The sequence below is a fragment of the Serratia inhibens genome (genome assembly GCF_003591175.1).
Lineage (GTDB): Bacteria > Pseudomonadota > Gammaproteobacteria > Enterobacterales > Enterobacteriaceae > Serratia > Serratia inhibens.
The window spans coordinates 383,768-410,520 of sequence record NZ_QYYG01000002.1 but is presented as its reverse complement, the minus strand read 5'-3'; the positions used below and the strand labels follow the sequence as shown (position 1 = coordinate 410,520).

Here is a 26,753-nt window from a genome sequence, read left to right as displayed (position 1 = left end):
CGTGATACCCATCACACACTTCACCGGATAACCCCTCCATCATAGCGATGCGAAAGCTAACATATTCAAAATAATCACTTTCCGGGAGCCTCTGCGGATGAGAAGAAAAACGTTATTGCTGTGTTTGCCCTTATTATTGACCGGGAATGCCCTGGCGGAAACCAACGACTATCAGCTGGAACAGGTGCTGATGATGAGCCGCCACAACCTGCGTGCGCCGCTGGCCAATAACGGCAGCGTGCTGGCGCAATCCACCCCCAAAGCCTGGCCGGCCTGGGACACGCCGGGTGGCCTGTTGACCACCAAGGGCGGGGTGCTGGAAGTGTACATGGGCCACTATTTCAATGAGTGGCTGAAGCAGACCGGCGTATTGCCGCAGGAAGGCTGCCCGACCGCCGGCAGCGTTTACGTTTACGCCAACAGCCTGCAACGCACGGTCGCGACCGCGCAGTTCTTTACCAACGGCGCGTTCCCCGGCTGCGACATCAGCGTGCATCACCAGGACAAAATGGGGGAGATGGATCCTACCTTCAACCCGATCATCACCGACAACAGCGAAGCCTTCAATCAACAGGCGCTGGGGGCGATGAACACCGAGCTGGCTTCGCTGAAGCTGGATGCGGCCTACAAGCAACTGGCGAAAATCATCGATTACAAAGATTCCAGCGCCTGTAAAACCGACAAGCACTGCGATCTGACCAAAGAAGCCAGCAAGATGAGCGCGGTGCCGGGCAAAGAGCCGGGCGTCGCCGGCCCGCTGCGGGTGGGCAACTCGCTGGTGGACGCCTTTATGCTGCAATATTACGAAGGCTTCCCGATGAAGGACGTGGCCTGGGGCAAAATCACCACGCCGCAACAGTGGAAACAGCTGGCGCAACTGAAAGACGGTTACCAGGACTCGCTGTTCACCTCGCCGGTGGTGGCGCAGAACGTCGCCAAACCGCTGTTGACCTACATCAACGGCGCCTTGATTGGCGAACGCAAACCGGATGCGCCGAAGCTGACGGTGCTGGTGGGCCATGACTCCAACATCGCTTCGCTGCTGTCGGCGATGCGCTTCAAACCTTATCAGCTGCCGCACCAGTATGAGAAAACGCCGATTGGCGGCAAACTGGTGTTCCAGCGCTGGCACGATAAGAAAAACGATCGCGATCTGCTGAAGATTGAGTACGTTTACCAGTCCGCGGACCAACTGCGCAATGCCGATAAGCCTACGCTGAAAACCCCGCCGCAGCGCGTGACGCTGGCGCTGGAAGGCTGCCCGGTGGATAAACAGGGCTTCTGCGCCTGGAGCGATTTCGAAAAAACCATGAAAGAGATTCTGTAATCTCACCGAACCTCTCCCTCCGGTTGGGGGAGAGGAATAATCGTTGTCGCCGGTCCATCCGGCGTCTAAAATTAGCGGCCTGCACACCCACCCTGGACGACAAGTGCTATCTTCTTTTATCCCCACCATCGAATGGCTGAACCTGGACGGTTATCCGGGGCAGATCGCCCGTTGCCGTTTTTCCCTGGCGGATTATCAGGACCGCTGCTTCGGCGATGCCGGCATGAATCTTCCCGATCATCTGGCGCGTGCGGTGCCAAAGCGGCGGGCGGAGTATCTGGCCGGGCGCTATCTGGCGCGGGCATTGCTGGCGCCGTTGGGGTTCGCCGATTTTACCCTGCAGCGGGGCGAAGACCGCGCTCCGCAGTGGCCGCAGGGCATTGCCGGCGCGCTCAGCCATAATGCGGATACCGCGATGTGCGCGGTGCATCGGGAAAGCGGGCTGGGTGGCGTGGGGCTGGACGTTGAAACGCTGATCCCGGCCGAACGGGCCGAAGAACTGTGGGCCGCCATCGTCGGCGAGGAAGAGTGCGCAACGCTGCGCCAGCGGCCGCAGGCGTTCAACCAATTGCTGACGCTGGCGTTCTCCGCCAAGGAGAGCCTGTTCAAAACCCTTTATCCGCAGGTGCGCTGCTACTTTGATTTTCTCGATGCGCGCATGGTGGCGATAGATACGCAACAACAGACCTTTGAACTGCAACTGCTTAAAACACTCACGGCGCATTGCCACGCCGGCCGCCGTTTTAGCGGGCGTTACTGGCATGAAAGTGACGCCGTCACTACGTTTATCTATTTATAAATCAAATAAATAAGTGGCGTTACGCCGTCACTATGGTCTGCGGCGACGCAACAGATGACGAACACCTTCGGATACCAACAACAGCACTGCCAGCCAGATCGGAACATAGGTCAGCCATTCGTCGCGGCCGATACTCTCGCCCAGCAACAGCGCCACCACCACCAACAGCACCGGCTCCACGTAGCTCAGCAGGCCAAACAGGCTGAACGGCAGCAGGCGGCTGGCCAGGATATAACACACCAACGCCGAGGCACTGAGAATACCCAACAGCGGGATCTGCACATACAGCAGCGGATGGGTGGCCAATGCGGCCTGCGGCCCGTTTCCGCCAAAGGCGAACCAGCCTGCGACCGGCAGCATCAGCGCCAGTTCGCACCACAGCCCGCCAAGGTTATCGGTGCCGAAATGCCGACGAAGAATAAAGTAAACCGGATAACCCAGCGCCACCACCAGCGTCGCCCAGGAGACGCCGCCGACCTGATACAGCTCATTGCCGACGCCGATAATGGCGCAACCCACCGCCAGCTTTTGCAGCAGTGAAAGACGATCGCGGAAAATCACTCGCCCCGCCAGCACCATGGTCAGCGGCAGCAGGAAATAACCGAGTGACACCTCCAGCGCCTTGCCGTGCAGCGGCGCCCACAGGAACAGCCACAGCTGAACCCCCAGCAGCGCGGAACTCAGCGGCAGAAACAGCAGGCGGCGCGGCCGCTGTTTAACCCAGCGCAGCGTCTCGCTCACCCGGCGCCAGTCGGCGGAAAAAATCATAAACAGCGTCAGGAAAGGGACCGTCAGCAGGGTACGCCAGCCGAAGACCTGCTCGCCGTCGAGCGGGGCCAGCGTGGAGGTGTAGTAATACATCACGGCGAACAATACCGAGGCGACAACCGAAAGAACGATCCCTTTAATCACGTGCGATCCTGAAAGGTTATTGATTTTATTGCAGGTACTCTAGAGAAGTTTGGCATCGACAACAATGGTGCGCATCACACTGGACAATCGTCGGCGGCGAGTTAAAATAAATACTGTGTATTCATACAGGCTTTAATCCATGACTCTCGATCTTTTCGAAGACGCCGTGCCACTGCCGTGGCGCGAGCAGATCGCTCCGGGCGCGGTGGTGATGCACGGTTTTGTGCGCGACCACGGGCCGGAGCTGTTGGCGGCGGTGAAGGGGGTGATCGCGCAGGTACCCTGGCGGCACATGACCACGCCGGGCGGCCATGTGATGTCGGTGGCGATGAGCTGGTGCGGCAACGGCTGGAGCAGCGACAGCCGCGGCTATCGTTATTCCGAGCGCGATTCGCGCAGCGGCAAACGTTGGCCGCCCATCCCGGCTATTTTTATGGCGCTGGCGGACGAAGCGGCGCAGCAGGCGGGTTTTGCGCCGTTCGTGCCGGATTCGTGTCTGATGAACCGCTACGATCCCGGCAGCAAACTGTCGCTGCATCAGGATAAAGACGAGCACGATTTCGGCTCACCGATTGTGTCGGTCTCGCTGGGATTACCGGCGGTGTTTCAGTTCGGCGGCATGCAGCGCAGTGACCGGGCCCAGCGCATTCCACTCGCGCACGGCGACGTAGTGGTGTGGGGCGGCCCGTCGCGGCTGTGCTTTCACGGCATTATGCCGATCAAAGAGGGTTACCATTCGCTGGTGGGGCCGCACAGGATCAACATCACCTTACGCAAGGCGCTTTAGCTGCGGTTCTTTGGCCAGGCAGGCGACCAGATAATCGATAAACACCCGCAACTTGGGCGGCAGATGCTGGTTGGGTGCATACAGCAGCCACAGGCCGCCGTGGTAGCTGCTGAGGAAATCCCATTCCGGCAGCACCTGCACCACTTCTCCGCTGTCCAGCGCCTGCCGGGCGGTAAAATAGGGCAGGCTGCCAATGCCGAGGTGCTGTTTCACCGCATCCAGCCGCACGCCGGTATGGTTGGCGGCATAGCGACCGCGCACGTTCACCGTGATCGTTTTGCCGGTGCGGCGGAATTTCCAGCGGGCGTCATTGGGCGTTTCCCCCAGATAAATGCAACTGTGCTGTGCCAAATCCTGCGGCTGCTGCGGCGTGCCGTGCTGCGCCAGATACTCCGGCGTGGCGCACAACAGGTGTTCTATCGTCATCAGCTGGCGGCCGATCAGCCCGGGCGACGGGCGATCGGTAATGCGTAGCGCCAGATCGACCCGATCGTCAATCAGGTCCATATAGCGGTCTTCCAGCCGCAGATGCACGTCCACTTTGGGGTAGCGGCGCAAAAATGCCGGTATATGCGGGTGCAGCACGAAGCGGCCCACCGCTTTGGGGACGCTGACGCTGATCAAGCCTTCCGGTTCTGCGGCGCCCTGGCCGCTGATTTCCATCACCGAATGCGCGGCGTCCAGCATGCTGCGGCAGCGCAGGAAGGCTTCTTCTCCCTGTTCGCTCAGGCGCAGCTTGCGGGTAGTGCGGTGCAGCAGTTGCAGCGCCAGCGCTTGTTCGAGTTTCGCCACGCTGCGGCTGGTGGCAGAGGGCGAGGTGCCCAGCAGGCGGGCGGCGGCGGAGAAACTGCCGCTTTCCACCACCTGAACGAAAACGGCCATTTCGGCCAGCAGAGAATGGGATAGATTTGTGCTCACAGCGCAAAGGTCCATTGTAAAGAAGATGGATTATCCTTTGATTATGGCATGAATATACTAGGCAGAGTTCTGCAATCAGGAGAAAGCCATGACCGAACGACTTTATTATTACAGCGACGATCTACAGGGCGAAGCGCAGGTGCTGGCCTGCACCCCGGTCGAAGACGGCGGCTATGCCGTGGAGCTGAGTGCGACGCTGTTCCACCCGCAGGGCGGCGGGCAACAGGCCGATACCGGCGCTCTTGGTGCCATTCCGGTACTGCGCGTGGCGCAGCAGGGCGATAAGGTGCTGCATTTCACCGCCGAACCCGTGAGCGCTGGGCCGGTGAGCCAGCAGGTGGATGGCGAGCGGCGCCGGTTGCACGCCCGCTGGCATTCCGCCGGCCACCTGATTGGCTGGGTAGGGGAAAACCACGGCTGGCAACCGGTGAAGGCGCACCATTGGCCGGGCGAAGGGCGCATCACCTTTGCGCCGGGCGCAGCCCCCCAAACGCTGGAGCAAGGTGCCCTGCAATCGGAGCTGCAACGGCTGATCGCGGCCAATTTGCCGCGCAGGCAACTGGACGTTGATGGCGTGCGTCAGGTGGGCTTCGGCGATCTGCCCGTTTACGGCTGCGGCGGTACCCACGTGGCCGCGTTGAGCGAGCTGGGCGCGGTGACCATCACGGCGGTGAAGATGAAAAAAGGGCAGTTGATTGTGCAGTATGAAATGGGCTGAGCATTGATCCGGGCCGGTCATTTCCCCGTCCCGGCCTGTCGCAGCTGGGTGCAGAAAGCGCACTGGCATCCGGCCTGCGGCAATGCTGCACAGGTGCCGATATTGACTGCCTGCGCATCCATCGCGTGAAAACCATAGAACATATTCTCGAGGTTACTTTCCGCCGCTCCTGCCTGTTCTGGCTGCGGTTCCGGCACCTTCGACTGAAACGCGGCAGCCCGCCCGGCCAACAGGCCAAGGAACAGCAGCGAGAGTTGAATTTTCATCCTGGCTCTCCTGATTTTGGTTTTTGATACACTATAACATTACTTCAGTTCTGCCAAGCCAGAGCCCTTGTGCATTTTCCACCCTTGGTTAGCGAAATTAGTTCGTTCAACTCCCCGCCGATTTGGTTTGTTATCTATACCCGTCGCCTTTCAAGCCGCAGCGTTGTTGGCTGCACCCGCGCACCCCAGTGACTTACCTGAGTAAGCGCCTGATGTGAGCGAGCTGGCCGCCTGGCTGCGGCTTGAAATTCATAGGGTAAAACCCATAACGTTCCGAAATAAAGAAGGCGTGGCAAATCTATGTTCAATTTCTCTTTCAACACATTAACCAGCGGGATAGCAGTGGCATTGGGGCTGGCGGCGAGCGTTCATCCGGCGCTGGCGGCGGTGCAGGGCGGCACGCTGGTCTACCTGGAGCAGCAGGCGCACACCAACCTTTATCCGCCCTCCGGCGGTTTCTACCCTAACGGCGGCATCCTCAACCAGATCACCGACAAACTGACCTATCAGAACCCGAAAACGCTGGAGATTGAGCCGTGGATCGCCGAATCCTGGAGCAGCAACGCCGACAAAACCGAATACACCTTCAAGCTGCGTCCGGGCGTGACCTTCTCCGATGGCACGCCGTTGGACGCCAACGCGGTGGCGAAGAATTTTGATACCTACGGCCTGGGCAATAAAGAGAAACGCCTGCCGGTGTCGGAGGTGATCAACAATTACGACCGCAGCGAAGTGATAGACCCGCTGACCGTCAAATTTTACTTCAAACATTCATCGCCGGGCTTCCTGCAGGGCACCGCCACCATCGGCTCGGGGCTGGTGTCCCTCAGCACGCTGAACCGCAGTTACGACGAACTCGGCGACGCGCGCCATATCATCGGCTCCGGCCCGTTCGTGGTCAGCGGCGAAACACTGGGGCGCGAAGTGGACCTCAGCGTACGCAGGGACTACCACTGGGGCCCGGCCAAACTGGCGCAACAGGGGCGCGCCAATCTGGACGGCATCAAGGTGATCGTCACCGGCGAAGACAGCGTGCGCATTGGCGCGTTGCAGGCCGGCCAGGCAGACTTTATTCGCCAAATTCAGGCTTATGACGAGAAGCAGACGCAGGATCAGGGATTCACTATTTACGCCGCCCCGACGCGTGGCGTTAACGACAGCGTTGCCTTCCGGCCGGACAACCCGCTGGTGAGCGACCTGCGGGTGCGCCAAGCGCTGCTGCATGCCACCGACAGCAAGCAAATCGTCGATACGCTGTTCTCGGCCAATTACCCGCAGGCCAGATCGGTCATCGCCTCGTCCGCCGCCGGTTTTGTCGATCTGTCCGACAAGTTGAAGTTCGATCCGCAGTTAGCCAACCGCCTGCTGGATGAAGCCGGCTGGAAAAAGGGCAGCGACGGCCTGCGCGAGAAAGAGGGTAAAAAACTGCTGCTGAACCTGTATGAATCCCTGCCGCAGCCCCAGAACAAGGCGGTGCTGCAGCTGGTTTCGCAGCAGTGGGGCAAGGTGGGTGCGCGGCTGAACATCCTGGCCGGCGACGCCGGCAGCCGGGTGGCGGATAACCTCGATCCGCAGAAAACCCCGGCGACGGTGGTGGAAGTGGGGCGCGCCGATCCCGACGTGATTAAAAGCCAGTTCTACCCGACCAACCGCGATGCGCTGCTGCAAAAGGGCGGCAGCGGCAAGAACAGCCAATTCAGCGATGACAAGCTGAACGCGCTGCTGCTGGGTATCGCCTCCGAGGTCGATGCGCAAAAACGCCTGCAGATCGCCGGCGAGGCGCAAAACTACCTGCTCGATCAGGCCTATGTGATCCCGTTCTTTGAGGAGCCGCAGGTGTTTGCCGGCGCGCCTTATCTGAAGGGCGTCAGTTTTGAAGCGGTCGGCCGCCCGAGTTTCTATGGCGCCTGGTTAGAGAAACATTAAGGGGGCAACGATGACCCGATATTTGGCGAAGCGCATTGGGCAGGCGGTGCTGGTGCTGTGGGCGACCTTTACCCTGTCGTTTATCCTGCTGCAGGTGCTGCCCGGCGATGCGATTCTGATTAAGTTTCAGAACCCGGACATGGGGCTAAGCCCGGCGCAAATCGCCGACATGCGCGCCGCTTATGGGGCCAACGTGTCGCTGTGGCAGCAGTATTTGCACGCGCTGGGTAACGTGCTGCGCGGCGATCTGGGCTACTCGATTCAGGCCGGCGTGCCGGTCACCCGCCTGCTGGCCACCAACCTGCCCGCCACGCTGCAACTGGCGGTGCTGGGCTTCTCGCTGGCGTTGATCCTGGCGCTGGCGATTGCCTTTCTCTCCAATTTGAGCGGTTTCGGCGGGCTGAGATCGGCGTTGCAATCGCTGCCCTCGCTGTTTGTTTCTGTGCCTACCTTCTGGCTGGGCATCGTGTTGATCCAGGTCTTTTCATTCCAGCTCAAGTTGATCCCGGTGATCAATCCGGGCGAGTGGGAAGGGTTGATTTTGCCGATCGTGACGCTGGCGGTCCCCATCTCCGCCCCGCTGGCGCAGATCCTGATCCGCAGCATCGATCAGGTCCAGACCCAGCCGTTTGTCGCGGTGGCGCGCGCCAAAGGCGCCAGCCGCAGTGGGGTGTTGTGGCGGCACGTGGCGCGCAACGCCATGCTGCCTGCGCTGACCATCGCCGGCATTTTGTTCGGTGAACTGATCGCCGGGGCGCTTATCACCGAAACCGTATTTGGCCGCAGCGGGCTGGGGCAACTGACCCTGCAGGCGGTGCTTAATCAAGACGTGGCGGTGTTGCAGGCGATTGTGGTGATTTCCGCCGCCGCCTTCGTCACCATCAACCTGCTGGTGGATCTGCTGTTCCCGCTGCTGGATCCCCGCTTGAAAACGCAGACAGGAGCCGCCGTATGAGCAGTATCTCCTTTGAAAAATCGACCGTGCCGGAACGCGATCTGGCCGGGCTGGAAAGCGAAGGCACCTTGCCGGCCAGCCGCCCGCGCCGCCGCAGGCGTGTGCCGGTGACGCTGCTGCTGGCCTGGGCGGTGATCGCCATCGCGGTACTGTGGGCATTGGCGCCGCAGCTGTTTACCGCCTACAGCGGCACCGAGGGCATTGCCGGCGCGCAGCGGCTGGCACCGGGCGGTACACACTGGCTGGGCACCGACCAACTGGGGCGCGATTTGTACGCCCGCATGGTTTATGGCGCTTCGCAAACGCTGTCCGCCGCGCTGGTGGCGGTGGCGTTGGGCCTGTTGCTGGGCACCGCGCTCGGGCTGATTGCCGGTGCGGTGGGCGGCGTGGCGGACGATGCGGTCATGCGCCTGGTCGATGTGCTGCTGTCGATCCCCGGTCTGCTGTTGTCGCTAAGCGTGATTATCCTGCTGGGGTTTGGCACGGTGAATGCCGCCATCGCCGTCGGGATCACCTCGGTCGCCAACTTCGCCCGCCTGGCGCGCGCGGAGGTGGTGCGGGTGCGGCACAGCGATTACGTCGAAGCGGGCTATGGCAGCGGCGGCACCTTTTGGGCGGTGCTGTGGCGGCACATTCTGCCGAACTCGCTGACCTCGGTGATCGCCTTCTCGGCGCTGCAATTCGGCAGCGCCATTCTGGCGATCGCCACCCTGAGCTTCCTCGGCTACGGCACGCCACCGCCAACGCCGGAATGGGGGCTGTTGATCGCCGAAGGGCGCAACTACATTTCCACCGCCTGGTGGCTGACCACTTTCCCCGGTTTGGCGGTGGTGGCGGTGGTGCTGGCGGCTAACCGCATCAGCCGCGCACTGGCGAGGACGCATTGATGAGCATTCAAACCGCATTGCAACGCGCCGCCGCTACGCCGCTGCTGGAGCTGGACAAGGTTTCCATCGCCTATCAGGAGGCAACCGGCAGCCGCCGGGTGGTGCACGACGTCTCGTTCTCGATCCAACCGGGTGAGGTGGTAGCGCTGGTCGGTGAGTCCGGCTCGGGCAAAACCACCACCGCGCAGGCGATCATTGGCCTGCTGACGGAAAACGGCCGCCTGGAGCAGGGGGCAATCCGCCTCAACGGCACCGACATTGCCCATTGGTCGTCACGCCGACTGGATGCGGTGCGCGGCGCGCAAATCAGCCTGATCCCGCAAGACCCTTCCAGCTCGCTTAACCCGGTAAAAACCATCGGTGAGCAGGTGGCGGAGATCGTCAACATTCACCGCCGCTTGCCGCGCAAGCAGGTGCAGCGGCGGGTGCTGGAGCTGTTGACCCGGGTTGGCCTGACGCACCCGGAGCTGCGGGCGCGGCAGTATCCGCACGAGCTTTCCGGCGGCATGAAACAACGGGTGCTGATCGCTATCGCCATTGCGTTGCAGCCGGCGTTGATTATCGCCGATGAACCCACCAGCGCGCTGGACGTCACGGTGCAGAAACGCATTCTTGATTTGATTGACGAGCTGCGGCAGGAATTCGGTACGGCGGTATTACTGGTGACCCACGATCTGGCGGTGGCGGCGGAGCGCGCCGATCGGCTGCTGGTGTTCCGCCACGGCCGGGTGCAGGAGCAGGGCGTGACCGCCGAGGTGCTGCGCGCTCCCGCCAGCGACTATACCCGCCGGCTGTTTGCCGATGTGCCTTCGTTGGCCGGTGCCGCTGCGCCGCGGCTAAACCTTGGCACGCAAGCGCCGGCGATCCAGGTCAACGGGTTGGTGAAAGACTTTCGCCTGGCCGGCTCCGGCGGCAAAAGCTACCGTGCGCTGGATCAGGTGTCCTTCAGCGTGCAGAGCGGCACTACCCATGCGTTGGTGGGGGAATCCGGCTCCGGCAAGACCACGCTGGCGCGCTGCCTGCTCGGTTTTCAGCGGCCGGACGCCGGGCAAATCATTATCGACGGCACCGATTTCACCCGCCTGAAGGGGGAAGCGTTGCGTCAGTTCCGTCGCCGTATTCAGTTGGTGTACCAAAACCCCTTCGGTTCGCTCGATCCTTCGCAGACGCTGTATCAGGTCATTGAAGAGCCGTTGCTGAACTTCGAACCCCTGGGCAAAGCCGAGCGCTATCGCCGTGTGCGCGAGCTGTTTGAACGGGTGGCGTTGCCGGACGATTTGCTTGGTCGCAAGCCGCGCGAGCTGTCCGGCGGCCAACGCCAGCGGGTGGCCATCGCCCGCGCACTGGTGTTGCAGCCACGGGTACTGGTGCTGGACGAAGCCACTTCGGCGCTGGACGTGACGGTGCAGGCGCAGATCCTGCGCTTGTTGCAGGATTTGCAGCAAGCGTTGGGGCTGACCTATTTGTTTATCTCGCATGACCTGGCGACGGTGCGGCAGATTTCGCACAGCGTATCGGTGTTGCACCGTGGCCAGCAGGTGGACGGTGGCACGACCCGTGACCTGTTCGCCATGCCGGGCAGCGATTACACCCGTCAGCTGATTGAGGCCATTCCCGGCCGCCATTGGCATGCCGCACAGCCAAAGAGTGAGGACGCGTTCCATGAGCAGTAAGAGACTTGGTTTTTTCACCCGGTTGTTGGATCAGGGCAGCGCGCAACAGCGTTACCGGCTGGCGACCGAACAGATCGTGCATGCCGAACGGGCCGGATTTGATACCGCCTGGGTGGCGCAGCACCATTTCCATGAGGATGAGGGCGGCCTGCCTTCGCCGCTGGTGTTTCTGGCGCAGGTGGCGGCGCGCACCCGCCATATTCGGCTGGGTACCGGGGTTATCACGCTGCCGATGGAGTCGGCAATTCGCGTGGCGGAAGACACCGCGGTGCTGGATCTGCTGTCCGACGGCCGGCTGGAGATTGGCATTGCCGCCGGCGGCACCCCGTCCTCGTTCAGCGCCTTCGGGTTCGATGCCCAACAGCGCAACGCGGTGTTTGCCGACAACTTCAACACCCTGCTGCGGGCCTGGCGCGGCGAAGCGCTGGGCGGTGAGGATAACCGCTTGTATCCGGCAGCGCCGCAGTTGGCGCAGCGCGTCTGGCAAGCCACTTTCTCGGTGGAAGGCGGCGAGCGCGCAGGGCGGGCCGGTGATGGCCTGATGCTGTCGCGCACTCAACCGCGCCCGGCGGATGCGCCGGATTTGCCGCTGGACGCGTTGCAGAACCCGATTATCGACGCCTATCTGGCGGCGCTGCCGCCCGGCATCGCGCCGCGCATCATGGGTTCGCGCACGGCGTTCGTCACCGACCACAGCCAGCAGGCGCGGGACTTCGCCGCGCAGGGGCTTGGCCGGGGGCTGGAACGCCTGCGCGCCAGTGGCCACCGGCCGTCCGATGAATCACTCGACGGATTGATCCGCGCCTTTGACGTGCACCTGGGCACGCCGGAACAGGTGATTGCCTCGCTGCAAAAAGACAGCGCGCTGGCACGGGTGACCGATCTGGCGTTTCAGGTGCATTCGATCGACCCGCCGCACGCCCATGTGCTGCGCTCGATCGAGCTGATCGCCCGCCATGTTGCTCCGGAGCTGGGCTGGCAACGCCGCAACCCCGCTTCCATCTCCCACGAACATCCCGCTGAGGAAAAGGTATGACAGCCACATTGAACACTGAAGATCTGCTGGCGGCGCTGGCAGAGATCGCACCCGGTTCGGCCCTGGCGCAGGCCAGAGCGACGCGTCAGGCGGCGACAGACGCCATTCAGGCCAGCTATCTGGCGCTGTTTGCTCCCGCCGACGTCGGGGATTTCCCGCTGGCGCAGCGGCTGCTGATCGCGCAGCGCATCAGCGAATGGCAGGCCGGGCAACCATTGGCCGCACACTACGCGGCGTTGTTGCAACGGCAAGGTGGCGCACCGGCCGGCCCGCGTTGGCAGGCGGCGCTGGATCATGCCGAACGGCTGGCGTTCAAGCCCGCCAGCGCCGACGCACAGCATTTGCAGGTGTTGCGGCAGGCCGGTTGGTCGCTGGACGACATCGTCACCTTGTCGCAACTTATCGCTTTTGTCAGCTTCCAAAGCCGCCTGCTGACCGGTTACCGGCTGCTGGGCGATAAACCGGTTGAGGTGACCGGCACCCCGGTGAGGGCCGGCGCCTGGCGCACCGCACCTGCCACGTTGAGCGGCCGCCATGCGCCGCCGGCGTTTACCCGCCAGGAATTGGGGTGGGAGCCGTGGATCGCCGCCAAACCGCTGGCGGCGTTCGATGAGCCGGGCCAGGCGTTGTTGACGCGTTTCGGCCATAGCGATTCGGATTATTTCCGCCTGCTGGCGCGCAATCATCCGGTGCTGGAACAGCGCACGCTGGCGGACAGGGCGATTTTCTACACCCCCGGCGGGCTGGAGCGTAAAGATCGCGAACTGGCGGCGACGGTAGCCAGCAAGGTCAACGGCTGTATCTATTGCGCCTCGGTACACGCACGCAAGGCGGCGCAACTGTCGAAACAAACGGAAGAGGTGCAGCGTCTGCTGGAGGTTGCGCCGGGCGGCGTACTGAGTGAGGGGCAAGGGGAGCGCTGGCGGGCGCAGATTGATTTTGCCGCCGCGCTGTCCGCCACGCCGCCGCAGGCTAACGCTCAGCATCTGGCAGCACTGCGCGAGCAGGGGCTGGACGAACTGGCGCTGTTGGATCTGGTGCAGTCGACGGCGTTCTTTGCCTGGGCCAACCGGCTGATGCTGACGCTGGGCGAACCCTTCGACGACTAAGGCGGACGCCCGCCTTATATCGACCGCACCGCCACTCGCGCGCATGAACACAGACGGCAGTTTTGCCGTCTTATTATGGGTTTAATTTTGCCAAACCTGCGAGCTGCGCGGGGTGTCCATCCGGTAATCCGAATAGGGCCGCGTGAAAATCTCGCGGCCCAGATCGCGGGCGGCCAACAGCGGATTGCGCGGATCGCGGCTGATTTCGCCCCGGCTGTTGCCCGCGCCGTGCACCACCCCGACAAACTCGGAATGCGAGTAGCGGCTGAACTCCTGGATCTGATGCGCGATACCCATTGCGGCTCCGGGGTAGGTTTCTTCCGAGGCGACCGCCAGCCCGATGCGTTTGCCGCTCATGCGCTGATGCACCTGCTTCGCCTCCGGGTAGGCGTCGGCGTAATAGCTGAAAGAGCGATCGAAAAAGGCTTTGGTCTGCGCCGACATGCCGTACCAGTAAATGGGGGTGCAAAACACCGCCGCATCGGCCGGCAGAAAATGCTCCAGGAACAGTTCGCCATAGCGATCGGCCGGCGGTGGGCTGTGGCGCTCATCCGTCAGAAATCCGCCGATATAATCATCCAGAAAATGCAGGCTGGCCCCGGTACCCGCCTCGGCGGCACCCGCCATGACGGCTTGCGCCAAAGCGGCGCTGTTGCCGTCGCGGCGCGGGCTGCCGACCAGCACGATAAGGCGTTTGGGTTGATGAGTTGAATTCATGTGATTCTCCGTTTTCCGAGCGTGAAATTGTCAACCCCACTCTATGGGGAGCAAGGTGCAGGCGACAAATGACGCTTTCTCTGCCAGGATGAATTGAATTCATCTCTACGGATTGCTTACCATGTTTGCCACGCTTCCGGTTACCGCACTGCGTACCTTTGAATCCGCCGCCCGTTTGCGCAGTTTTAAACAGGCTGCGCTGGAACTGGCGGTTACGCCGACCGCAGTTTCGCACCAGATCAAGGCGCTGGAGCAGCAGTTGGGTTTTGCACTGTTCGACCGGGTGCCGCGCGGCGTGCGGCTGACGGAGAAAGGGGAGCGTTTGTTCGCCGGGGTACACACCGCGCTACTCGATGTGGCAAATACGCTGGATGCACTGCGGCCGGTGCCCAGTGCCGGCTCGCTGTGCGTTTCCGTTACCCATTCTTTCGCGGCGCTGTGGCTGGTGCCGCGCCTGGGCCGTTTTTATCAGGCCTATCCGCATTATCTGGTTCGTCTGGAGGCTTGCGCTGAGGTGATTGACCTGCAGCAGGACGCCAGCGTGGACATTGCAATACGCTACAGCAGCGCCAGCTACCCCCAGTTGCACCAGGCCGCGCGGATGGAAGAGCGTTTTGGCGTTTACGGCGCGCCGGGGTTGCCTGCCGCACAGTTGCAAACGCCTGCGCTGATCACCGTTCGCTGGCGCGATTCAACGCTGTATGAAAACGGCTGGCGTGACTGGTGCCAGGCCGCCGGGGTCGACTGGTGGCAGCGGCACACATCGCTGCGGGATTATGACGAAGAGCATTATGCCCTGCAGGCGGCGGTGGCCGGGCAGGGGATGGTGCTGGCCAGTTCGGTGATGGTGTCCGATCTGGTGCGTAACGGCCTGTTGGTGGCATACCGGCCGGATATCTGCGTGCCGGGCGCCGCTTATACCGCGCTTTGCGTGCCTGGGCGCGAACGACACCCGCCGGTGCGGGCGTTTCTGGGCTGGTTGCAGCAGGAATTGCGCTAGCGAATAAAGCACAAAATAAAAATTTTTCTGGTGTGGGGCGTGGGAATATTGGGTAAATTTGGTCTTCCATTCCCATGAGAGAGATGTCCATGAGCCAGCCAAGAACTTCTGATTACCCGATTGATGCGCAGTTTATTGAACGCTGGTCGCCGCGCGCGCTGGCCAATGATCCTATCGACGACGAAACCCTGCTGAGCTTCTTTGAAGCGGCGCGTTGGTCACCTTCGGCGTATAACATCCAGCCCTGGCGTTTCGCTTACAGCAAGCACGGCTCGGCCAGCTGGGACAACTATCTGGATTTCCTGATTGAGTTCAACCGCGGTTGGGCGCAGCACGCTTCGGCGCTGGTGGTGGTGATCTCCAAAACCACCAGCCTGAACGGCGAGAAGGAAGTCGCTAACCCGAGCCATGCGTTTGATGCCGGTGCCGCCTGGGCGAACCTGGCGTTGCAGGCGCACTTGAAAGGCTGGCTGACCCACTGCATGGGCGGCGTCCACCACGACAAAATCAAGGCGGCGCTGAACCTGCCGGATAACTATGTGGTGCACGGCATGGTGGCGATCGGCAAAGCGGGGGATAAATCCCTGTTGCCGGAGTTCCTGCAGCAAAAAGAGATCCCTTCAGGGCGCTTGCCGCTGGAGCAGACGGTGGTCGAAGGGCTGAACTTCACCCTGTAGTACCTGGAGTAATAGTGCCGTTTGACGTGGAAAAGCCCGCAGAGGATAACTCTGCGGGCTTTTTGTTTTATTCAGGCTTTGCTCATCACCACAACCAGGTAAATGCAGGTCTCGCCGCTCTCGTTTTTGAACACGCAGTCCGCCGGTGGGCCAAGTTCCAGGCAATCCCCTGCGGCCATTTCATGGCGATTTTCCCCTTCCTGGAACACCAGCTCGCCGGACAGCAGCCAGATTAACTGGCGTTTGAACGCGTAGACGGAGGCCGGCATCGGGATCTCCGCCCCGGCGGGCAGTTCGACGCGCACCAGATCGAGCGGAATGTCTGAGCGCGGGGATACATGACGGCGAACGTAACCGCTTTCGGGATCGACCCAAATCGGTTGATCCTCCCGGCGCAACAGCCGGCCTTCCTGCGTTTCCGCACGGGCAATCAGTTTGGACATGCTCAGGCCGAAGGCACCCGAGAGCCTGGCCAGCAGCATGGCGGTAGGGCTGCTGTCGCCGCGTTCAATTTTATGCACCATGGCCCGCGAAACGCCGGCCCGCTCGGCCAGATCGGACAAGGACCAATGGCGGGCTTCGCGTTCGATGCGGATACGTGCGCCGATGCGCTGATTTAGATTGTCTAATTTATTATTCATATCGTAGTATGATAGTGGACAGTCAACCAGGGGGTCAACATGCTTATCCGTAACGCGACTATAACCGATAGCGAAGGTATTGCCGCTATCTATAACGATGCCGTGCTTAACACCACGGCGATCTGGAATGAACTCACCGTCGATGCGGCGAACCGTGCGGCATGGATGGCGGAACGCCAGGCGGCGGGGTATCCGGTGCTGGTGGCCAACAATGAGGCGGGCGAGGTGATTGGCTATGCCTCGTTCGGCGACTGGCGGGCGTGGGACGGCTATCGTCACACCGTTGAACATTCGGTGTATGTGCGGCACGACAGCCGCGGCGGCGGGGTGGGGAAAACCCTGCTGACAGCCCTGATTGAACAGGCGAGAGTGATTGGCAAACATGTGATGGTGGCGGGCATCGAATCCGGCAATACCGCGTCGATACAACTGCACCTTAATCTGGGGTTCCAGAACGTGGGGCGGATGAGCGAAGTGGGCGCCAAATTCGGCAAATGGCTGGATTTGACCTTTTTGCAGTTGCAGCTTGATCACGAAAAATCACCACCGGCCCGCTAATCCTATGAATATCATGCTATTGCTGCTGGTGGCGGCAGGCGTCAGCCTGGTTGCCCAGAACCTGCTGATGGTGCGCATCAGCGAAAGCGCATCGACGATCCTGATCGCCCTGGTGATCAACTCCAGCGTCGGCCTGCTGCTGTTGATGGCGTTGCTGTTCGCCAAAAACGGCGCCAGCGCCCTGGCGGAGGTGACCGGCAACTTCAGGATCTGGATGCTGTTGCCCGGCCTGCTGGGATCGTTCTTTGTCTTTTCCGGCATTTTTGGCTACCAAAAGCTGGGGGCAGCGACCACTATTTCGGTGCTGGTCGCCAGCCAACTGGTGGCGGGGTTGGCGGTGGATATTTACAAGGCCGGGCCGGTGGCGCTGCGCGAAAATCTGCCTGCGCTACTCGGCGCCGTTTTGTTGGTGGTGGGTGCTTTTCTGGTGGCCAGAAGAAGTTTTTAAAACCGAGAAAAGCTCGCCGGAGTTTCTGCGTAAAGGCTTTCCGGCGCTTCATTGAGTTACCCGATAACAGTACGGAGTTCAGCGCATCACCTCACCCCGGACTGCGATCGGATTGCCTTGCCGCAGGTTGAGCCGTCGCTAACCTGCCAAGACAAGATGCCGGTTAAAAATCATAGACTAACGCCAGGCGATTCTGCCAGAAGCTTTTGTCTGACGTTGAGGTGGTTTGAACGCCGACGAAATCGGTCAGGCTAAGCCCTTTGAGCATGCCGTCGAAACGGTAGGTGCCATAAACCAGATATTCAGACTGATTGCTGCTGGAGGCTGCCGAACTGGCGGTTAAATCCATGAAGGAATAACGGCCGCCAACGGAGATGCTGTCGGTTGCCGTCCAGTTCAGGTCGGTTGAGTAGGCGTTGCCACTGCCCAGGTCCTGGGTACTGGTGAAAAACGGCTGCGCAAAGTAGGGGCCGGAAGAGGTATTGTGCGCGTAAGGGGTGACCAGCGCACCATTGCCATAGGCATTGTCGTGAGAGGCGATATGGTCGTAGTTCAGAGACCATTTCAGTGACGGCGTAAAGTTCATGGCGAACTGCACGCCGTAGCTGGTGCTGTTGACGTCACCCGCCAGCGCCTTGCCTTCGCTCAGGCCGCGAATGAACTGGACGCCGATTTTGGGCTGGTAAGGGGTTTCTGACCACGACAGGAAGCTGTCGGCATACACCATTTTGGTGTAATCGTCGTAATCCTGGTACCACAACTGGCCGTTAAGCTTTTTATTATCGAACGTGATGGCGCGCCCGCCGCCAATGCCCCACATGCCGTTAGTGCGGCCTTCGGCGCCGGTGTAGGCGGTGGTGTCGAGGAATCGGTCATTTCCCCATGGCTTGTAGCGAGTGATTTTGGTCGCGTGCACAAAATTGTCGCCGTCGCCGTAGTTTGCATCAATGCCACGGAACAGAATCGGGGTGATGCGCCAGTCGTAGTCGCCGATAAACGGGATATTAATGCGCTGGTCACCGGCGGTAATGCGGAAGTCCTGATAGTGCCAGCTTAGATAGGCCTCGCCGATGCCGGTCTGGTTCGGCCCCAGCTCGGTGACAAGGTGATCGTCATTGTGCGAGATCCCGCGCTGGAAGATGCCGCTGACGCCGAGGCTCAGGCCGTAATATTCTGCGGAGGCATAGTTAACGCTGCCGCCGTAGCTGAGAGTATCTTGCGAGTAGCCCGGAGAGAAATAAGCGTTATGCGTGGAATAATACAGAGTCCGCAGGCTGCCGTGCACCGAACCGCAAGTGAACATCTCGCTCAGTGAATCCGCCATGCCTGCGGCGCAGCCGGAAGCGGGCGGTGTCGCCGCCAGTGCGCTCTTCATAACCGGAGCCTGTGATACCACGAGTGCACCCAATGTCAGTGCAACCTTGAAGGGGGATCTTTTCATTCATCTCATCCTGTCGAAAAATCAGTGTTGGCCACCGGCAGCAAAGAACCGCCGATAATGTTTTGTCGGGTTACAGGCAAAGGGCTGCCGCCCCGCCGGTTAATCGGCAGGGGGCGCTCATCGTTATTTTTATCGGTCAGTCAATAAAAGAGGGTCGTTATCTAACGCCAGCGTGTCGCGAACGTCCCAGCCACGAAGCTTGCCGGGATTCATTAACCCATTGGGATCAAGGCATTGTTTGACGGAAACCACCTCGGGTTTAATCTCACCCTGCTTACCGTCTTCAATGTGAAAAACGTGCGGGTTATTTATTTTTACGTCATGGTCCCGGAATATTTGCATTATTTCATTCAGTCTTTCTGCGGTGGAATAACGGACTAATTGCAAACCGCTGGCGGTTATATTTCCATCATTGTCGCGCAGGAACTCGATATGCGAAATAACCTCATCACCGAACAGTGCGGCCATAGCGATAATTTGCCGGCGGTAATTCGCGGGATCAAACGCCGTCTGTAAATAGGTGAGGGAGCTGTCAACTTTCAGCGCGTGCAGCGTGGTGTGATTCCAACAATATTCCATCAGCGAAGCATTGGCCTCCCGCGCCTCATCGGCCGCCTGGCGCACCGCGCCGTGCCCCCGGTGCTTCATCAACAGGCCGGCGCACAGCCCTTCGCTTTCCTGTGCAATCACGCTGATGACCGCGTGCTGACTGGCCCGATAATGCCCGTTTAAATGACTAAAATAGCTCGGTATCGGGGCGGCTAGCAGCGCCAGCTGGCGTTTGACCAGGCCCGGAGAGCGGGCAAAGGCATTGGCATAATCCAGCGCGTCGGTAAAGTCGTCGAAGACATCCAGCCGCTCTACCCAGCGGTGCGTGGGCGCCAGCGCCAGCTCAACCTCGAGCACGATCCCGTTGCTGCCGTAAGCATGGTGCAGCAGTAGCGCCTGAGGGGCGGGAACCTCAAGAATGCGCGGCTCGGCTTCCATGGTCATCACTTTTATGCCGAGCACATTTCCCGGTGCGGCCAGTGGACCATAGTTGATCGAACCGATGCCGCCAAAGCCGCCGCCGTAAAGCCCGCCCAGGCTGGCCAGACGATAGGTCGACGGCATGCAGCGCAGCTCCCAGCCGGCAGGGCGAGTCACCGTTTCTATGTCTGCCAGGCGGATCCCCGCCTGCGCGCGCACCACGCCTTCACCCAGCTGTAGAACCTGGTTGAAGCCGGTCATGTCGACCAGGATACCGCCCTGCAGCGGCACCAATTGCCCGTAGTTGCCGGTTGCGCCACCGCGCAAGATCAGCGGCAGCCGGTGCTGAACGCAGGCTTTGACCAACACCTTCAGCTCTTCTTCGCTGCGCGGGCGCACTACCGCATCGGCCTGCTTATGTTCCAGTTGCTGTTTCAGCACCGGGCTGAACCAGTGAAAATCGCGCGAAAGGCGTTTGACCTTTGGCGCTTGCAAGGTCCACTCCAGATCGGGAAGCGCCTGCTGTATCAAGGCCAGCGCGCGCTTACGTTGTTCACTATCCATATTCTTCCTGCCCGCAAAAATGAATGATTTAATGAGACTGCACGGCTTCGCTTTCATGCCAGGCACTGAGGGCGCGGTGAGAGATCCACGACATCGCCCCGAACAGCGCAATGCCGGTCAGCGAAATTAACAGCAGGGCGGCGAACATCAGCGGAATGTCGAGCTGGTACCCCGCCTGCAATATCTGATAAGCCAGGCCGGTGTTATTGCCGCCGGCACCCGCCACAAACTCGGCCACCACGGCGCCGATCAACGACAGACCGCTGGAAATACGCAACGCGCCGAAAAAGTAGGGCAGCGCGGAAGGAATACGCAGGCGAACAAGAATTTGCAGGCGGCTGGCATGGCTCAGTTGGAAGTAGCTCAGCAGCCCCGGCGACACGCTGCGCAGCCCCTGCGTGGTATTGGAAATGATCGGGAATACCGCCATCAGCGTCGAGCAGACCACCAAAGAGAGCGTGGTGTCCTTGACCCAAATGATGATCAGCGGCGCGATGGCCACAATGGGCGTGACCTGCAGAAACACGATGTAGGGAAACAGCGCGGTTTCAACAAAGCGGTTTTGTACCAGCACAAACGCCACTGCCGCACCGATGACAATCGACAGCAAAAACGAAATCAGGGTAATTTTCAGCGTAAACAGCAGCGCCATCGTCAGCGAACCCAGATTGGTCCACAGACTTTGCAGCATCACCATCGGCGAAGGCACCAGAAACTGGGGGATATGGAAATAGCTGACCCAGCCCTGCCACAGCAAAACCGCCACAATCGCCACCAGTGTCGGGTAAAGGATCTTGCGAAACGTGGGATTATTGATCCACGGAGAAGATTTTTGAGTTTGCATACCGTTACTCCATACCTGATTGGCTGGCTTGCAGCAGGCTGTCCTGCAACTGCTTCGCATAACGTGAGAAAGCCGGGCTGACGCGGAAATCCTCGTTGCGCGGGAAGGGTTCGGTAATGGCGATATCTTCCACCACGCGCCCCGGCCGCGCCGCCATCATAATCACCCGCTGCGACAGAAATACCGCTTCATGAATCGAGTGGGTGACGAATACCACCGTCAACCCTTGCTCGCGCCACAGGCGCAGCAGATCGCTGTCGAGCTTGTTGCGGGTTATCTCGTCGAGGGCGCCGAAGGGTTCGTCCATCAACAAGAGTTTGGGACGCGTCACCAGCCCGCGCGCGATAGACACGCGCATTTGCATGCCGCCCGAAAGCTCGCGCGGCAGCACCTTGGCGAACTTGCCCAGGCCGACCAGCTCCAGCGCTTCGCTGACGCGGGTGTTGGCTTCGGCACGCGGCACGCCAGCCAGATCGAGCGGGAGACGAACGTTGCTGTGCACATTGCTCCAGGGCATCAACGTCGCTTCCTGAAACACGAAGGAGAGCGGCACCTGCGTTTTTTCGCGACTGTCGCGGCGCCACAGCACCAGCTTGCCGTCGCTGGGTTCGACCAGGCCGGCAACCATTTTCAGCAGCGTGCTTTTACCGCAACCCGACGGGCCCAGCAGGGTAACGAACTCACCCTGGTTAACGGTGAGATTGACCGGCAACAGCGCGCGGGTGCCGTTGCTGTAAATTTTCTCAGCCGACAGCACCTCGATGGCCGGTATCGCCGGGGGCGTGGGGGAGCGGACATCGCTCATCACGGTCAGTTTGGCGACGGCATTCATGGCATGACCTTCGCGTCTTTGATCATATCGAGGGTGTAAGTCTGCTCGAGCGGCACCTTGTCGGCATCAATCAGCTTGTTCTTCACCAGCATGTCCCAGGTCTTTTTCAGCCGAGGTTCGGTAATGATCCCGATGCCGCCGGTCTGCGCATCGCCGCCGGTCACCAACTGGTATTTCTTCATCTGCGCGATGCCAAACTCAATCTGATCGGCACCCATGCGTGGGTTGTCCTTGCGGATCAGCGCATTGCCTGCGGTAGGATCCTGCAAATAGTCTTTCCAACCCTGCATTGACGCTTTCACGAAGGCCGCCACCGCAGCCGGGCGTTTTTTGACCGTGTCGACCATGCAGATGATCGAATTGCCGTACGGCGGATAGCCCCAGTCGCTGAGCGGATAGACGTAGAAAGGCTTGCCGCCTTTCGCGACCGAGAAAGGTTCAGACGTGACGTAACCCTGCTGCACCAGATTATTGTCTGCCAGGAACGGTTGCACGCTGAAGGTATAAGGGCGGACCTTGGCGTCGGCCAGACCCAGCTCGCTCTTGGCCCACGGCCAGAAGGAGGTGTAAGCCTCGGTCGCGAGCAGGAAGGTTTTGTCCTTCAATACCTGCGGCTTATCAATCTTGTCATGGCTGATAAAGACCGTGGGCGAATGCTGGAACACCGTGGCGACCGTCATCGCGTGCACCCCGGCCTGCCAGGTTTCTAGCGCCTGGCCGTTGTCGCCGAGCGTGCAGTCAGCCTGGCCGGCGGCCATCAATTGCATCACGTTAACCTGTGGGCCGCCCATTTTGATGCTGACATCAAGGCCGGCATTTTTGTACAACCCCTTGGCTTGCGCCTCGTAAAAACCGCCGTGCTCCGCCTGGGCGTACCAGTTAGTGAGGAAGGTGAATTTCTCTTCTGCCATACCGGCAGTGGAAACCCCGGCCAGCAGCAGGACAAGCAGGGGGGACGTCGGTGTGCGCAGTGTTTTCATCGCGGCAGTTCCTTATTCGGAGGCAAAAGAAGACGGTGGCGTCAAAGTGGTTTGCACAAAGCCGTTCCAGTGGTGTTTTCCCCAGGTTGGTTCGCTGCGTATTGTCCATTCCATGAGGTGGATCTCCGTGATGGCTTGTGCCCAACTGGCCGCCAGGGAATCGAGAATGGCGTGCCCCTGTTCCGCGGTGGCCTCGGTCGGATCGCCTATCACGCCGCTGGGGCCAAAGTCGTAAGAGACCCAGGCGGCAGCGGGACGGCCGCCTGACAGCGTCGGGCAGGGAAACTCCGGCGGATAATTGGCGACCGCGTGTTCCATATGGACGCATTCAGGGGCCAGCGCCAGCATCACGGCGGTTTCGCTATGGCCGGCGTGCATCGCCATTTTTTGCTCCTGGGCGCTGAGGAACCGGTTTTCAACGTTTGGCACGCGGAACACATCGTGGGGGATCATGATCATGTCGCCGTGGCGCAGACGCATTTCGCGCGATGCCATCTGCAAAACCTGCGGCTGTCCGCCGTGGCCGTTAATCATCAACAGCTTACGGAACCCGGCGCGATACAGCGATTCGGCAATCTCAAGCAGCGTCTGCAACAAGGTGTCGCCGGTTAAGGTCAGCGTCCCCGGAAAATTCAGATGTTCGTCCGACTTGCCGTAGGTCACCGGTGGAATACCGTAAGCCGGGATATCTTTCGGCAGGCGAGCCAGCGCGTGGCCGGCGACGCCGGAAGAAATCACGCTGTCGACCGAGCAAGGCAGGTGCGGGCCGTGCTGTTCGATAGCACCGGTCGGCAACACGATAACGGTATTGGCTTTGTCAGGCAGGGCAGCAATCGCTGTCCAACTGAGGAAAGGCAGGAACCGCGCTGCGGGAATATAGCCGTTAATCATAGAGGGCCTCGTCGTCGGACATTATGGGGTTAAGCGGGATTGCGGTAGCCAGGCGGTGGCCTCAACTTCAATCAGTACCTCGGCGCTGGGTAGCATTTCACTGACTTGCACTACGGTAGATACCGGCGGTTGCCCGGGGTAAAACAGTTTTCTGACCTGGCTGTAATACGGAAAATGATCGAGGTTGCGGAAGTACTGCACCAGTTTGAACACATCGCTCATTTGGCCACCGGCCTCTTCAATGGTGTGGCGAATGCTCTCGAGCACATACCAGCTTTGAGCAAGAATCGGCCCTTGCTTGGCGTCGGTAGAGAACTCGCCGGTTTCGCCCAGCAGCCGCCGCGCTTCGGCGGGGATATCCTGAAAACCGCGCACGATAGTCGCGCTGTGCGGGTTGACGGGAATAATGCCGGAGAGAAAGATAAAATCGCCTGCGCGGCGCCAGGCGGCATATTTGGCGAGCGGTTTGCCCGCCCCGGCCTCAAGACTCATGGGATAACTCCTGATTCCACGTGCGTTGATAGATCAGTTTGCCGTGCCGGATAACCAGCCGAGCGGCGCTGTTTAAAGGCCAGGTAACGCTGTCGCTGCCGGGGAAGATGACCAGGTTGGCGGCACTGTTCACTGCCAGCGGTACGGCGGCGTTTGCAGCGCCGCTCAGCGCGGCGACGTTGCAGATAAGCTGCGACTGCCGGTCAAAAACGTCTTCCAGCTGAAGAGAGAACAGGCCGCAGCTCAGCGTATCAAGCGGGTCATAGCTGCCTGCCGGACAAAAGGCGTCCTGCACGTTGTCGCAGCCGAGCAGCACGGGAACGCCCGCCGCTTGCGCTTCTTTCACCAGGGTGATTCCGCGCCGGCGCGGCGTGCGGCCGACCACGGCGTCCTGCAACAGCAAATTGGTCATCGGCAGCGCGATCAGCGTGACGCGCCGCGCCGCCAGCATGGCCAGCACTTCCTGCGCCTGTTGTTCGCTGCCGCAGGCCAGTGCGCAGCCGTGGCTGCAGCAGATGTGGCCGCTAAAATCGTTTTCTGACAAATAGTGGGCCAGCCAGACCAACCCGTTGGCGGTGGCGGTCAGCTCTTCGTCGATATGCAAGTCCAGATCCAGATGCCAGTGCGATGCGCTACGCAGCAGGTTCGTCATCGCGGCCGGATCCCAGTTCGATGAGTGAATAAACCCACCCAGCAAGCAGCGTTCGCCGCTTTGCGCCACGGCGCGAGCAATGCTGTCCGCCGCAACTGCGTCGGCGAAAAAGCCCAGCGGCACCAGTGCCACCCGCTCCAGCGTTACGCCGGGGGATGCAATCTTTGCCAGTTCCAGCCAGGCGGCCGGCGGTGTGGGATCGAACCAGTCAATGTGGGTGCGTAAATGGGTAACGCCGTTGGCGGCCGCCCACGCCAGCCCTTGCTTTGCACGCTGGTGGAGGTCCTGAGCCGTCCAGTGTCGGCGATCTTGATGCAGGGTTTCTATTGCGGCCAGCAGGCCCGGCCGCGACGGGCGGCTGCGCCCAATCGTGAAGGTTTTGTCCAGATGCGCGTGGGGTTCAATCAGTCCCGGCAACGCCAATGCGCCGTGAACATCCCACAAGTCACCCTGTGGCGGCTGACTGGGCGTCAGCGACGATATTTTTCCTGCGTTAAAGCGCACATCCGCTGTCACCGGTTCGCCGGCCAACTGCGGCCACCCTTGGGGGAGTAGCCACGCCGGGAGGCGGACGTTGGCAATACCCTTCAGCGGCGAGGCGGGATTTGCGATGTTCATCTTGAGGCTCCGCGTTGACATTACAGATCGAGGACCAAAACCGGGCTTTTGGAACGCGAACAACACAGGGTAATTTGCGTGTTCTCGGCTCTTTCTTCTTCGGTAAGCACGCAGTCCCGGTGATCGGGAATACCGTCGATAACCTCGGTAATGCAGGAACCACAAATACCTTGTTCGCACGACAGCGTAATATCGACCCTGGCGCTCAATAATACTTCCGCAATGCTTTGGTTGGGGTTCACAAAATAACGCTTCCCGGTGGAATTCACCTCGATGTAAAAAACCCGATCGTCGGATAGGCTAATGGGCTGCGTATTGCTAAAACGCTCAAAAGATAATTGATCCGCTTGCCACTGATGTTTTTGCATGGCGTCCCGCAGGCATTCAATAAAACCGTCAGGCCCACAGGCCATAACCTGGGTTTCTTTGTCCGCCTGGCACAGGCTGACGGGGGTTTTCTGCCGCAGGGAATCGTTTGCGTCGCTGCAATGCACAAAAGTGTGCTTCGCCAGCGCAGGGGCGTTTAAACGGGGCAAAAATGCCGCTTGCCGGTGGTTGGAAACATAGTAATGCAGTTCAAATTCAATCTGTTGACTGGTAAGTTGCTCAGCCATCGCCAGCAGTGGGGTAATGCCGATACCGCCTGCCAGCAGCAGGTAACGCCGCGCGTCAGGCAACAAGAAATGATTGCGCGGCGCCGAGATGGTCAGGTTGTCGCCGGGCTTGACGTGGTGATGAATAAAATGCGAGCCGCCGGAGGAGGCCGCCGATAACTTGATGCAGATTTCATAATAGTCGCCGTTGCCGGTTTCGCTGCAAAGCGAATATTGCCGAGGGCCGATTTCGGGAATGAAAATGTCAATATGAGCACCGGGAGAATACGTCGGTAATGCGTGGCCCTGCTGCGCAATAAGCTGCAATGAAATATTCCCAAAACCATTTTTATCGATCGTCTTGACCGTAACAGGAATTAATTTGGCGTCTTTCATTATCGTTTACCGTATTTATCGGGATGAATAAGTCATAAAAAGGGTGTTTCAATCTATTGACCGCACAATCCGCCGTCGCAAAGCCAGTAAAGGCGACCCGGCCGCTTTTGAAGCGGTGAAACGATTG

At 60.3% G+C, this 26,753-nt stretch carries 28 protein-coding genes; 14 read left to right on the top strand and 14 right to left on the bottom strand.

Going from position 1 to position 26,753, the window contains the following annotated elements; genetic code table 11:
* Positions 1 to 97: 97 nt before the first annotated feature.
* Entirely contained in the window at positions 98 to 1,327 is a 1,230-nt protein-coding gene (gene agp / locus D4100_RS11000; protein ID WP_119804356.1) for a bifunctional glucose-1-phosphatase/inositol phosphatase, read from the top strand.
* Between the two features lie 103 nt (positions 1,328 to 1,430).
* The gene (locus D4100_RS10995) at positions 1,431 to 2,126 is read left to right on the top strand and encodes a 4'-phosphopantetheinyl transferase family protein (RefSeq protein WP_244941659.1); all 696 of its coding nucleotides are present in this window, start codon (positions 1,431 to 1,433) and stop codon (positions 2,124 to 2,126) included.
* 30 nt (positions 2,127 to 2,156) lie between these two features.
* On the opposite strand, the gene rarD is transcribed toward D4100_RS10995, so the two are convergent.
* Positions 2,157 to 3,038 (bottom strand): EamA family transporter RarD, encoded by an 882-nt coding sequence (gene rarD, locus D4100_RS10990; RefSeq protein ID WP_006319808.1) that lies wholly within the window; start codon positions 3,036 to 3,038, stop codon positions 2,157 to 2,159.
* A 139-nt stretch (positions 3,039 to 3,177) separates the two neighbouring features.
* Here rarD and alkB point away from each other — a divergent pair, with 139 nt between their 5' ends.
* On the top strand, positions 3,178 to 3,825 hold the full coding sequence (gene alkB / locus D4100_RS10985; RefSeq protein ID WP_119804354.1) for a DNA oxidative demethylase AlkB: 648 nt from the start codon (positions 3,178 to 3,180) through the stop codon (positions 3,823 to 3,825).
* Here the strand turns inward: alkB and D4100_RS10980 are convergent.
* Positions 3,808 to 4,743 (bottom strand): LysR family transcriptional regulator, encoded by a 936-nt coding sequence (locus tag D4100_RS10980; RefSeq protein ID WP_199685685.1) that lies wholly within the window; start codon positions 4,741 to 4,743, stop codon positions 3,808 to 3,810. The two genes, alkB and D4100_RS10980, sit on opposite strands and share 18 nt — an antisense overlap.
* A gap of 88 nt (positions 4,744 to 4,831) precedes the next feature.
* Here D4100_RS10980 and D4100_RS10975 point away from each other — a divergent pair, with 88 nt between their 5' ends.
* Positions 4,832 to 5,461 (top strand): alanyl-tRNA editing protein, encoded by a 630-nt coding sequence (locus tag D4100_RS10975; protein WP_119804352.1) that lies wholly within the window; start codon positions 4,832 to 4,834, stop codon positions 5,459 to 5,461.
* Between the two features lie 17 nt (positions 5,462 to 5,478).
* Here the strand turns inward: D4100_RS10975 and D4100_RS10970 are convergent, their stop codons facing one another.
* Positions 5,479 to 5,727 (bottom strand): hypothetical protein, encoded by a 249-nt coding sequence (locus D4100_RS10970; RefSeq protein WP_119804351.1) that lies wholly within the window; start codon positions 5,725 to 5,727, stop codon positions 5,479 to 5,481.
* Between the two features lie 300 nt (positions 5,728 to 6,027).
* On the opposite strand from D4100_RS10970, the gene D4100_RS10965 reads away from it, so the two are divergent.
* Genes D4100_RS10965 through D4100_RS10940 form a run of 6 tightly spaced genes read left to right on the top strand, consistent with a single transcriptional unit; the run spans position 6,028 to position 13,313 of the window.
* Positions 6,028 to 7,653 carry a TIGR04028 family ABC transporter substrate-binding protein gene (locus D4100_RS10965; RefSeq protein WP_119804350.1) on the top strand — a complete coding sequence of 542 codons (1,626 nt, stop codon included), beginning with the start codon at positions 6,028 to 6,030 and terminating at the stop codon, positions 7,651 to 7,653.
* 10 nt (positions 7,654 to 7,663) lie between these two features.
* A complete protein-coding gene (locus tag D4100_RS10960; protein ID WP_006319803.1) occupies positions 7,664 to 8,608 on the top strand; it encodes an ABC transporter permease in 945 nt (314 codons plus the stop codon).
* Positions 8,605 to 9,495 (top strand): ABC transporter permease, encoded by an 891-nt coding sequence (locus D4100_RS10955; RefSeq protein WP_119804349.1) that lies wholly within the window; start codon positions 8,605 to 8,607, stop codon positions 9,493 to 9,495. Before D4100_RS10960 ends, D4100_RS10955 begins: the two co-directional genes overlap by 4 nt.
* Positions 9,495 to 11,168: a dipeptide ABC transporter ATP-binding protein gene (locus tag D4100_RS10950; protein ID WP_119804348.1), complete on the top strand. Its 1,674-nt coding sequence runs from the start codon at positions 9,495 to 9,497 to the stop codon at positions 11,166 to 11,168. Before D4100_RS10955 ends, D4100_RS10950 begins: the two co-directional genes overlap by 1 nt.
* Complete coding sequence (locus tag D4100_RS10945) at positions 11,158 to 12,204, top strand: putative FMN-dependent luciferase-like monooxygenase (protein WP_006319800.1); 1,047 nt, start codon at positions 11,158 to 11,160, stop codon at positions 12,202 to 12,204. Before D4100_RS10950 ends, D4100_RS10945 begins: the two co-directional genes overlap by 11 nt.
* Positions 12,201 to 13,313, top strand: a complete 1,113-nt coding sequence (locus D4100_RS10940; protein WP_119804347.1) for an alkylhydroperoxidase domain protein — start codon at positions 12,201 to 12,203, stop codon at positions 13,311 to 13,313. The genes D4100_RS10945 and D4100_RS10940 overlap by 4 nt, the downstream gene beginning before the upstream one ends.
* Positions 13,314 to 13,394: 81 nt before the next feature.
* On the opposite strand, the gene D4100_RS10935 is transcribed toward D4100_RS10940, so the two are convergent.
* Positions 13,395 to 14,030: a flavodoxin family protein gene (locus D4100_RS10935; protein WP_119804346.1), complete on the bottom strand. Its 636-nt coding sequence runs from the start codon at positions 14,028 to 14,030 to the stop codon at positions 13,395 to 13,397.
* A gap of 121 nt (positions 14,031 to 14,151) precedes the next feature.
* Here D4100_RS10935 and D4100_RS10930 point away from each other — a divergent pair, with 121 nt between their 5' ends.
* Positions 14,152 to 15,030, top strand: coding sequence for a LysR substrate-binding domain-containing protein (locus D4100_RS10930; protein ID WP_065506368.1), 879 nt, complete (start codon positions 14,152 to 14,154; stop codon positions 15,028 to 15,030).
* 89 nt (positions 15,031 to 15,119) lie between these two features.
* Positions 15,120 to 15,707 (top strand): nitroreductase family protein, encoded by a 588-nt coding sequence (locus D4100_RS10925; RefSeq protein ID WP_119804345.1) that lies wholly within the window; start codon positions 15,120 to 15,122, stop codon positions 15,705 to 15,707.
* A gap of 71 nt (positions 15,708 to 15,778) precedes the next feature.
* On the opposite strand, the gene D4100_RS10920 is transcribed toward D4100_RS10925, so the two are convergent.
* Complete coding sequence (locus D4100_RS10920; protein ID WP_065506366.1) at positions 15,779 to 16,348, bottom strand: helix-turn-helix domain-containing protein; 570 nt, start codon at positions 16,346 to 16,348, stop codon at positions 15,779 to 15,781.
* Between the two features lie 39 nt (positions 16,349 to 16,387).
* Between D4100_RS10920 and D4100_RS10915 the strand changes: the two genes are divergently transcribed.
* Positions 16,388 to 16,906, top strand: a complete 519-nt coding sequence (locus D4100_RS10915) for a GNAT family N-acetyltransferase (RefSeq protein WP_065506365.1) — start codon at positions 16,388 to 16,390, stop codon at positions 16,904 to 16,906.
* 4 nt (positions 16,907 to 16,910) lie between these two features.
* Positions 16,911 to 17,354 carry a DMT family transporter gene (locus tag D4100_RS10910; protein WP_065506364.1) on the top strand — a complete coding sequence of 148 codons (444 nt, stop codon included), beginning with the start codon at positions 16,911 to 16,913 and terminating at the stop codon, positions 17,352 to 17,354.
* Between the two features lie 163 nt (positions 17,355 to 17,517).
* On the opposite strand, the gene D4100_RS10905 is transcribed toward D4100_RS10910, so the two are convergent.
* From D4100_RS10905 to D4100_RS10865, 9 genes are all read right to left on the bottom strand, one after another.
* Positions 17,518 to 18,795 carry an OprD family porin gene (locus D4100_RS10905; protein ID WP_119804344.1) on the bottom strand — a complete coding sequence of 426 codons (1,278 nt, stop codon included), beginning with the start codon at positions 18,793 to 18,795 and terminating at the stop codon, positions 17,518 to 17,520.
* Positions 18,796 to 18,924: 129 nt separating this feature from the next.
* A complete protein-coding gene (locus D4100_RS10900; protein WP_119804343.1) occupies positions 18,925 to 20,328 on the bottom strand; it encodes an FAD-binding oxidoreductase in 1,404 nt (467 codons plus the stop codon).
* Positions 20,329 to 20,356: 28 nt separating this feature from the next.
* Positions 20,357 to 21,172, bottom strand: coding sequence for an ABC transporter permease (locus D4100_RS10895; protein ID WP_119804342.1), 816 nt, complete (start codon positions 21,170 to 21,172; stop codon positions 20,357 to 20,359).
* A gap of 4 nt (positions 21,173 to 21,176) precedes the next feature.
* A complete protein-coding gene (locus D4100_RS10890; protein WP_119804341.1) occupies positions 21,177 to 22,004 on the bottom strand; it encodes an ABC transporter ATP-binding protein in 828 nt (275 codons plus the stop codon).
* Positions 22,001 to 22,915 (bottom strand): ABC transporter substrate-binding protein, encoded by a 915-nt coding sequence (locus D4100_RS10885; RefSeq protein WP_244941664.1) that lies wholly within the window; start codon positions 22,913 to 22,915, stop codon positions 22,001 to 22,003. The genes D4100_RS10890 and D4100_RS10885 overlap by 4 nt, the downstream gene beginning before the upstream one ends.
* Positions 22,916 to 22,996: 81 nt before the next feature.
* Positions 22,997 to 23,875, bottom strand: coding sequence for a creatininase family protein (locus tag D4100_RS10880; RefSeq protein WP_119804339.1), 879 nt, complete (start codon positions 23,873 to 23,875; stop codon positions 22,997 to 22,999).
* Positions 23,876 to 23,896: 21 nt separating this feature from the next.
* Positions 23,897 to 24,367 carry a RidA family protein gene (locus tag D4100_RS10875; protein WP_119804338.1) on the bottom strand — a complete coding sequence of 157 codons (471 nt, stop codon included), beginning with the start codon at positions 24,365 to 24,367 and terminating at the stop codon, positions 23,897 to 23,899.
* Complete coding sequence (locus tag D4100_RS10870; RefSeq protein WP_119804337.1) at positions 24,357 to 25,637, bottom strand: amidohydrolase family protein; 1,281 nt, start codon at positions 25,635 to 25,637, stop codon at positions 24,357 to 24,359. Before D4100_RS10870 ends, D4100_RS10875 begins: the two co-directional genes overlap by 11 nt.
* 20 nt (positions 25,638 to 25,657) lie before the next feature.
* Positions 25,658 to 26,626 carry a PDR/VanB family oxidoreductase gene (locus D4100_RS10865; protein ID WP_119804336.1) on the bottom strand — a complete coding sequence of 323 codons (969 nt, stop codon included), beginning with the start codon at positions 26,624 to 26,626 and terminating at the stop codon, positions 25,658 to 25,660.
* Positions 26,627 to 26,753 lie beyond the last annotated feature (127 nt).

Coding starts and splice junctions, on each gene's coding strand:
- agp (WP_119804356.1), top strand. CDS start 98: ATGAGAAGAAAAACGTTATTGCTGTGTTTGCCCTTATTATTGACCGGG.
- alkB (WP_119804354.1), top strand. CDS start 3,178: ATGACTCTCGATCTTTTCGAAGACGCCGTGCCACTGCCGTGGCGCGAG.
- D4100_RS10975 (WP_119804352.1), top strand. CDS start 4,832: ATGACCGAACGACTTTATTATTACAGCGACGATCTACAGGGCGAAGCG.
- D4100_RS10970 (WP_119804351.1), bottom strand. CDS start 5,727: ATGAAAATTCAACTCTCGCTGCTGTTCCTTGGCCTGTTGGCCGGGCGG.
- D4100_RS10965 (WP_119804350.1), top strand. CDS start 6,028: ATGTTCAATTTCTCTTTCAACACATTAACCAGCGGGATAGCAGTGGCA.
- D4100_RS10960 (WP_006319803.1), top strand. CDS start 7,664: ATGACCCGATATTTGGCGAAGCGCATTGGGCAGGCGGTGCTGGTGCTG.
- D4100_RS10955 (WP_119804349.1), top strand. CDS start 8,605: ATGAGCAGTATCTCCTTTGAAAAATCGACCGTGCCGGAACGCGATCTG.
- D4100_RS10950 (WP_119804348.1), top strand. CDS start 9,495: ATGAGCATTCAAACCGCATTGCAACGCGCCGCCGCTACGCCGCTGCTG.
- D4100_RS10945 (WP_006319800.1), top strand. CDS start 11,158: ATGAGCAGTAAGAGACTTGGTTTTTTCACCCGGTTGTTGGATCAGGGC.
- D4100_RS10940 (WP_119804347.1), top strand. CDS start 12,201: ATGACAGCCACATTGAACACTGAAGATCTGCTGGCGGCGCTGGCAGAG.
- D4100_RS10935 (WP_119804346.1), bottom strand. CDS start 14,030: ATGAATTCAACTCATCAACCCAAACGCCTTATCGTGCTGGTCGGCAGC.
- D4100_RS10930 (WP_065506368.1), top strand. CDS start 14,152: ATGTTTGCCACGCTTCCGGTTACCGCACTGCGTACCTTTGAATCCGCC.
- D4100_RS10925 (WP_119804345.1), top strand. CDS start 15,120: ATGAGCCAGCCAAGAACTTCTGATTACCCGATTGATGCGCAGTTTATT.
- D4100_RS10920 (WP_065506366.1), bottom strand. CDS start 16,348: ATGAATAATAAATTAGACAATCTAAATCAGCGCATCGGCGCACGTATC.
- D4100_RS10915 (WP_065506365.1), top strand. CDS start 16,388: ATGCTTATCCGTAACGCGACTATAACCGATAGCGAAGGTATTGCCGCT.
- D4100_RS10910 (WP_065506364.1), top strand. CDS start 16,911: ATGAATATCATGCTATTGCTGCTGGTGGCGGCAGGCGTCAGCCTGGTT.
- D4100_RS10905 (WP_119804344.1), bottom strand. CDS start 18,795: ATGAAAAGATCCCCCTTCAAGGTTGCACTGACATTGGGTGCACTCGTG.
- D4100_RS10900 (WP_119804343.1), bottom strand. CDS start 20,328: ATGGATAGTGAACAACGTAAGCGCGCGCTGGCCTTGATACAGCAGGCG.
- D4100_RS10895 (WP_119804342.1), bottom strand. CDS start 21,172: ATGCAAACTCAAAAATCTTCTCCGTGGATCAATAATCCCACGTTTCGC.
- D4100_RS10890 (WP_119804341.1), bottom strand. CDS start 22,004: ATGAATGCCGTCGCCAAACTGACCGTGATGAGCGATGTCCGCTCCCCC.
- D4100_RS10885 (WP_244941664.1), bottom strand. CDS start 22,915: ATGGCAGAAGAGAAATTCACCTTCCTCACTAACTGGTACGCCCAGGCG.
- D4100_RS10880 (WP_119804339.1), bottom strand. CDS start 23,875: ATGATTAACGGCTATATTCCCGCAGCGCGGTTCCTGCCTTTCCTCAGT.
- D4100_RS10875 (WP_119804338.1), bottom strand. CDS start 24,367: ATGAGTCTTGAGGCCGGGGCGGGCAAACCGCTCGCCAAATATGCCGCC.
- D4100_RS10870 (WP_119804337.1), bottom strand. CDS start 25,637: ATGAACATCGCAAATCCCGCCTCGCCGCTGAAGGGTATTGCCAACGTC.
- D4100_RS10865 (WP_119804336.1), bottom strand. CDS start 26,626: ATGAAAGACGCCAAATTAATTCCTGTTACGGTCAAGACGATCGATAAA.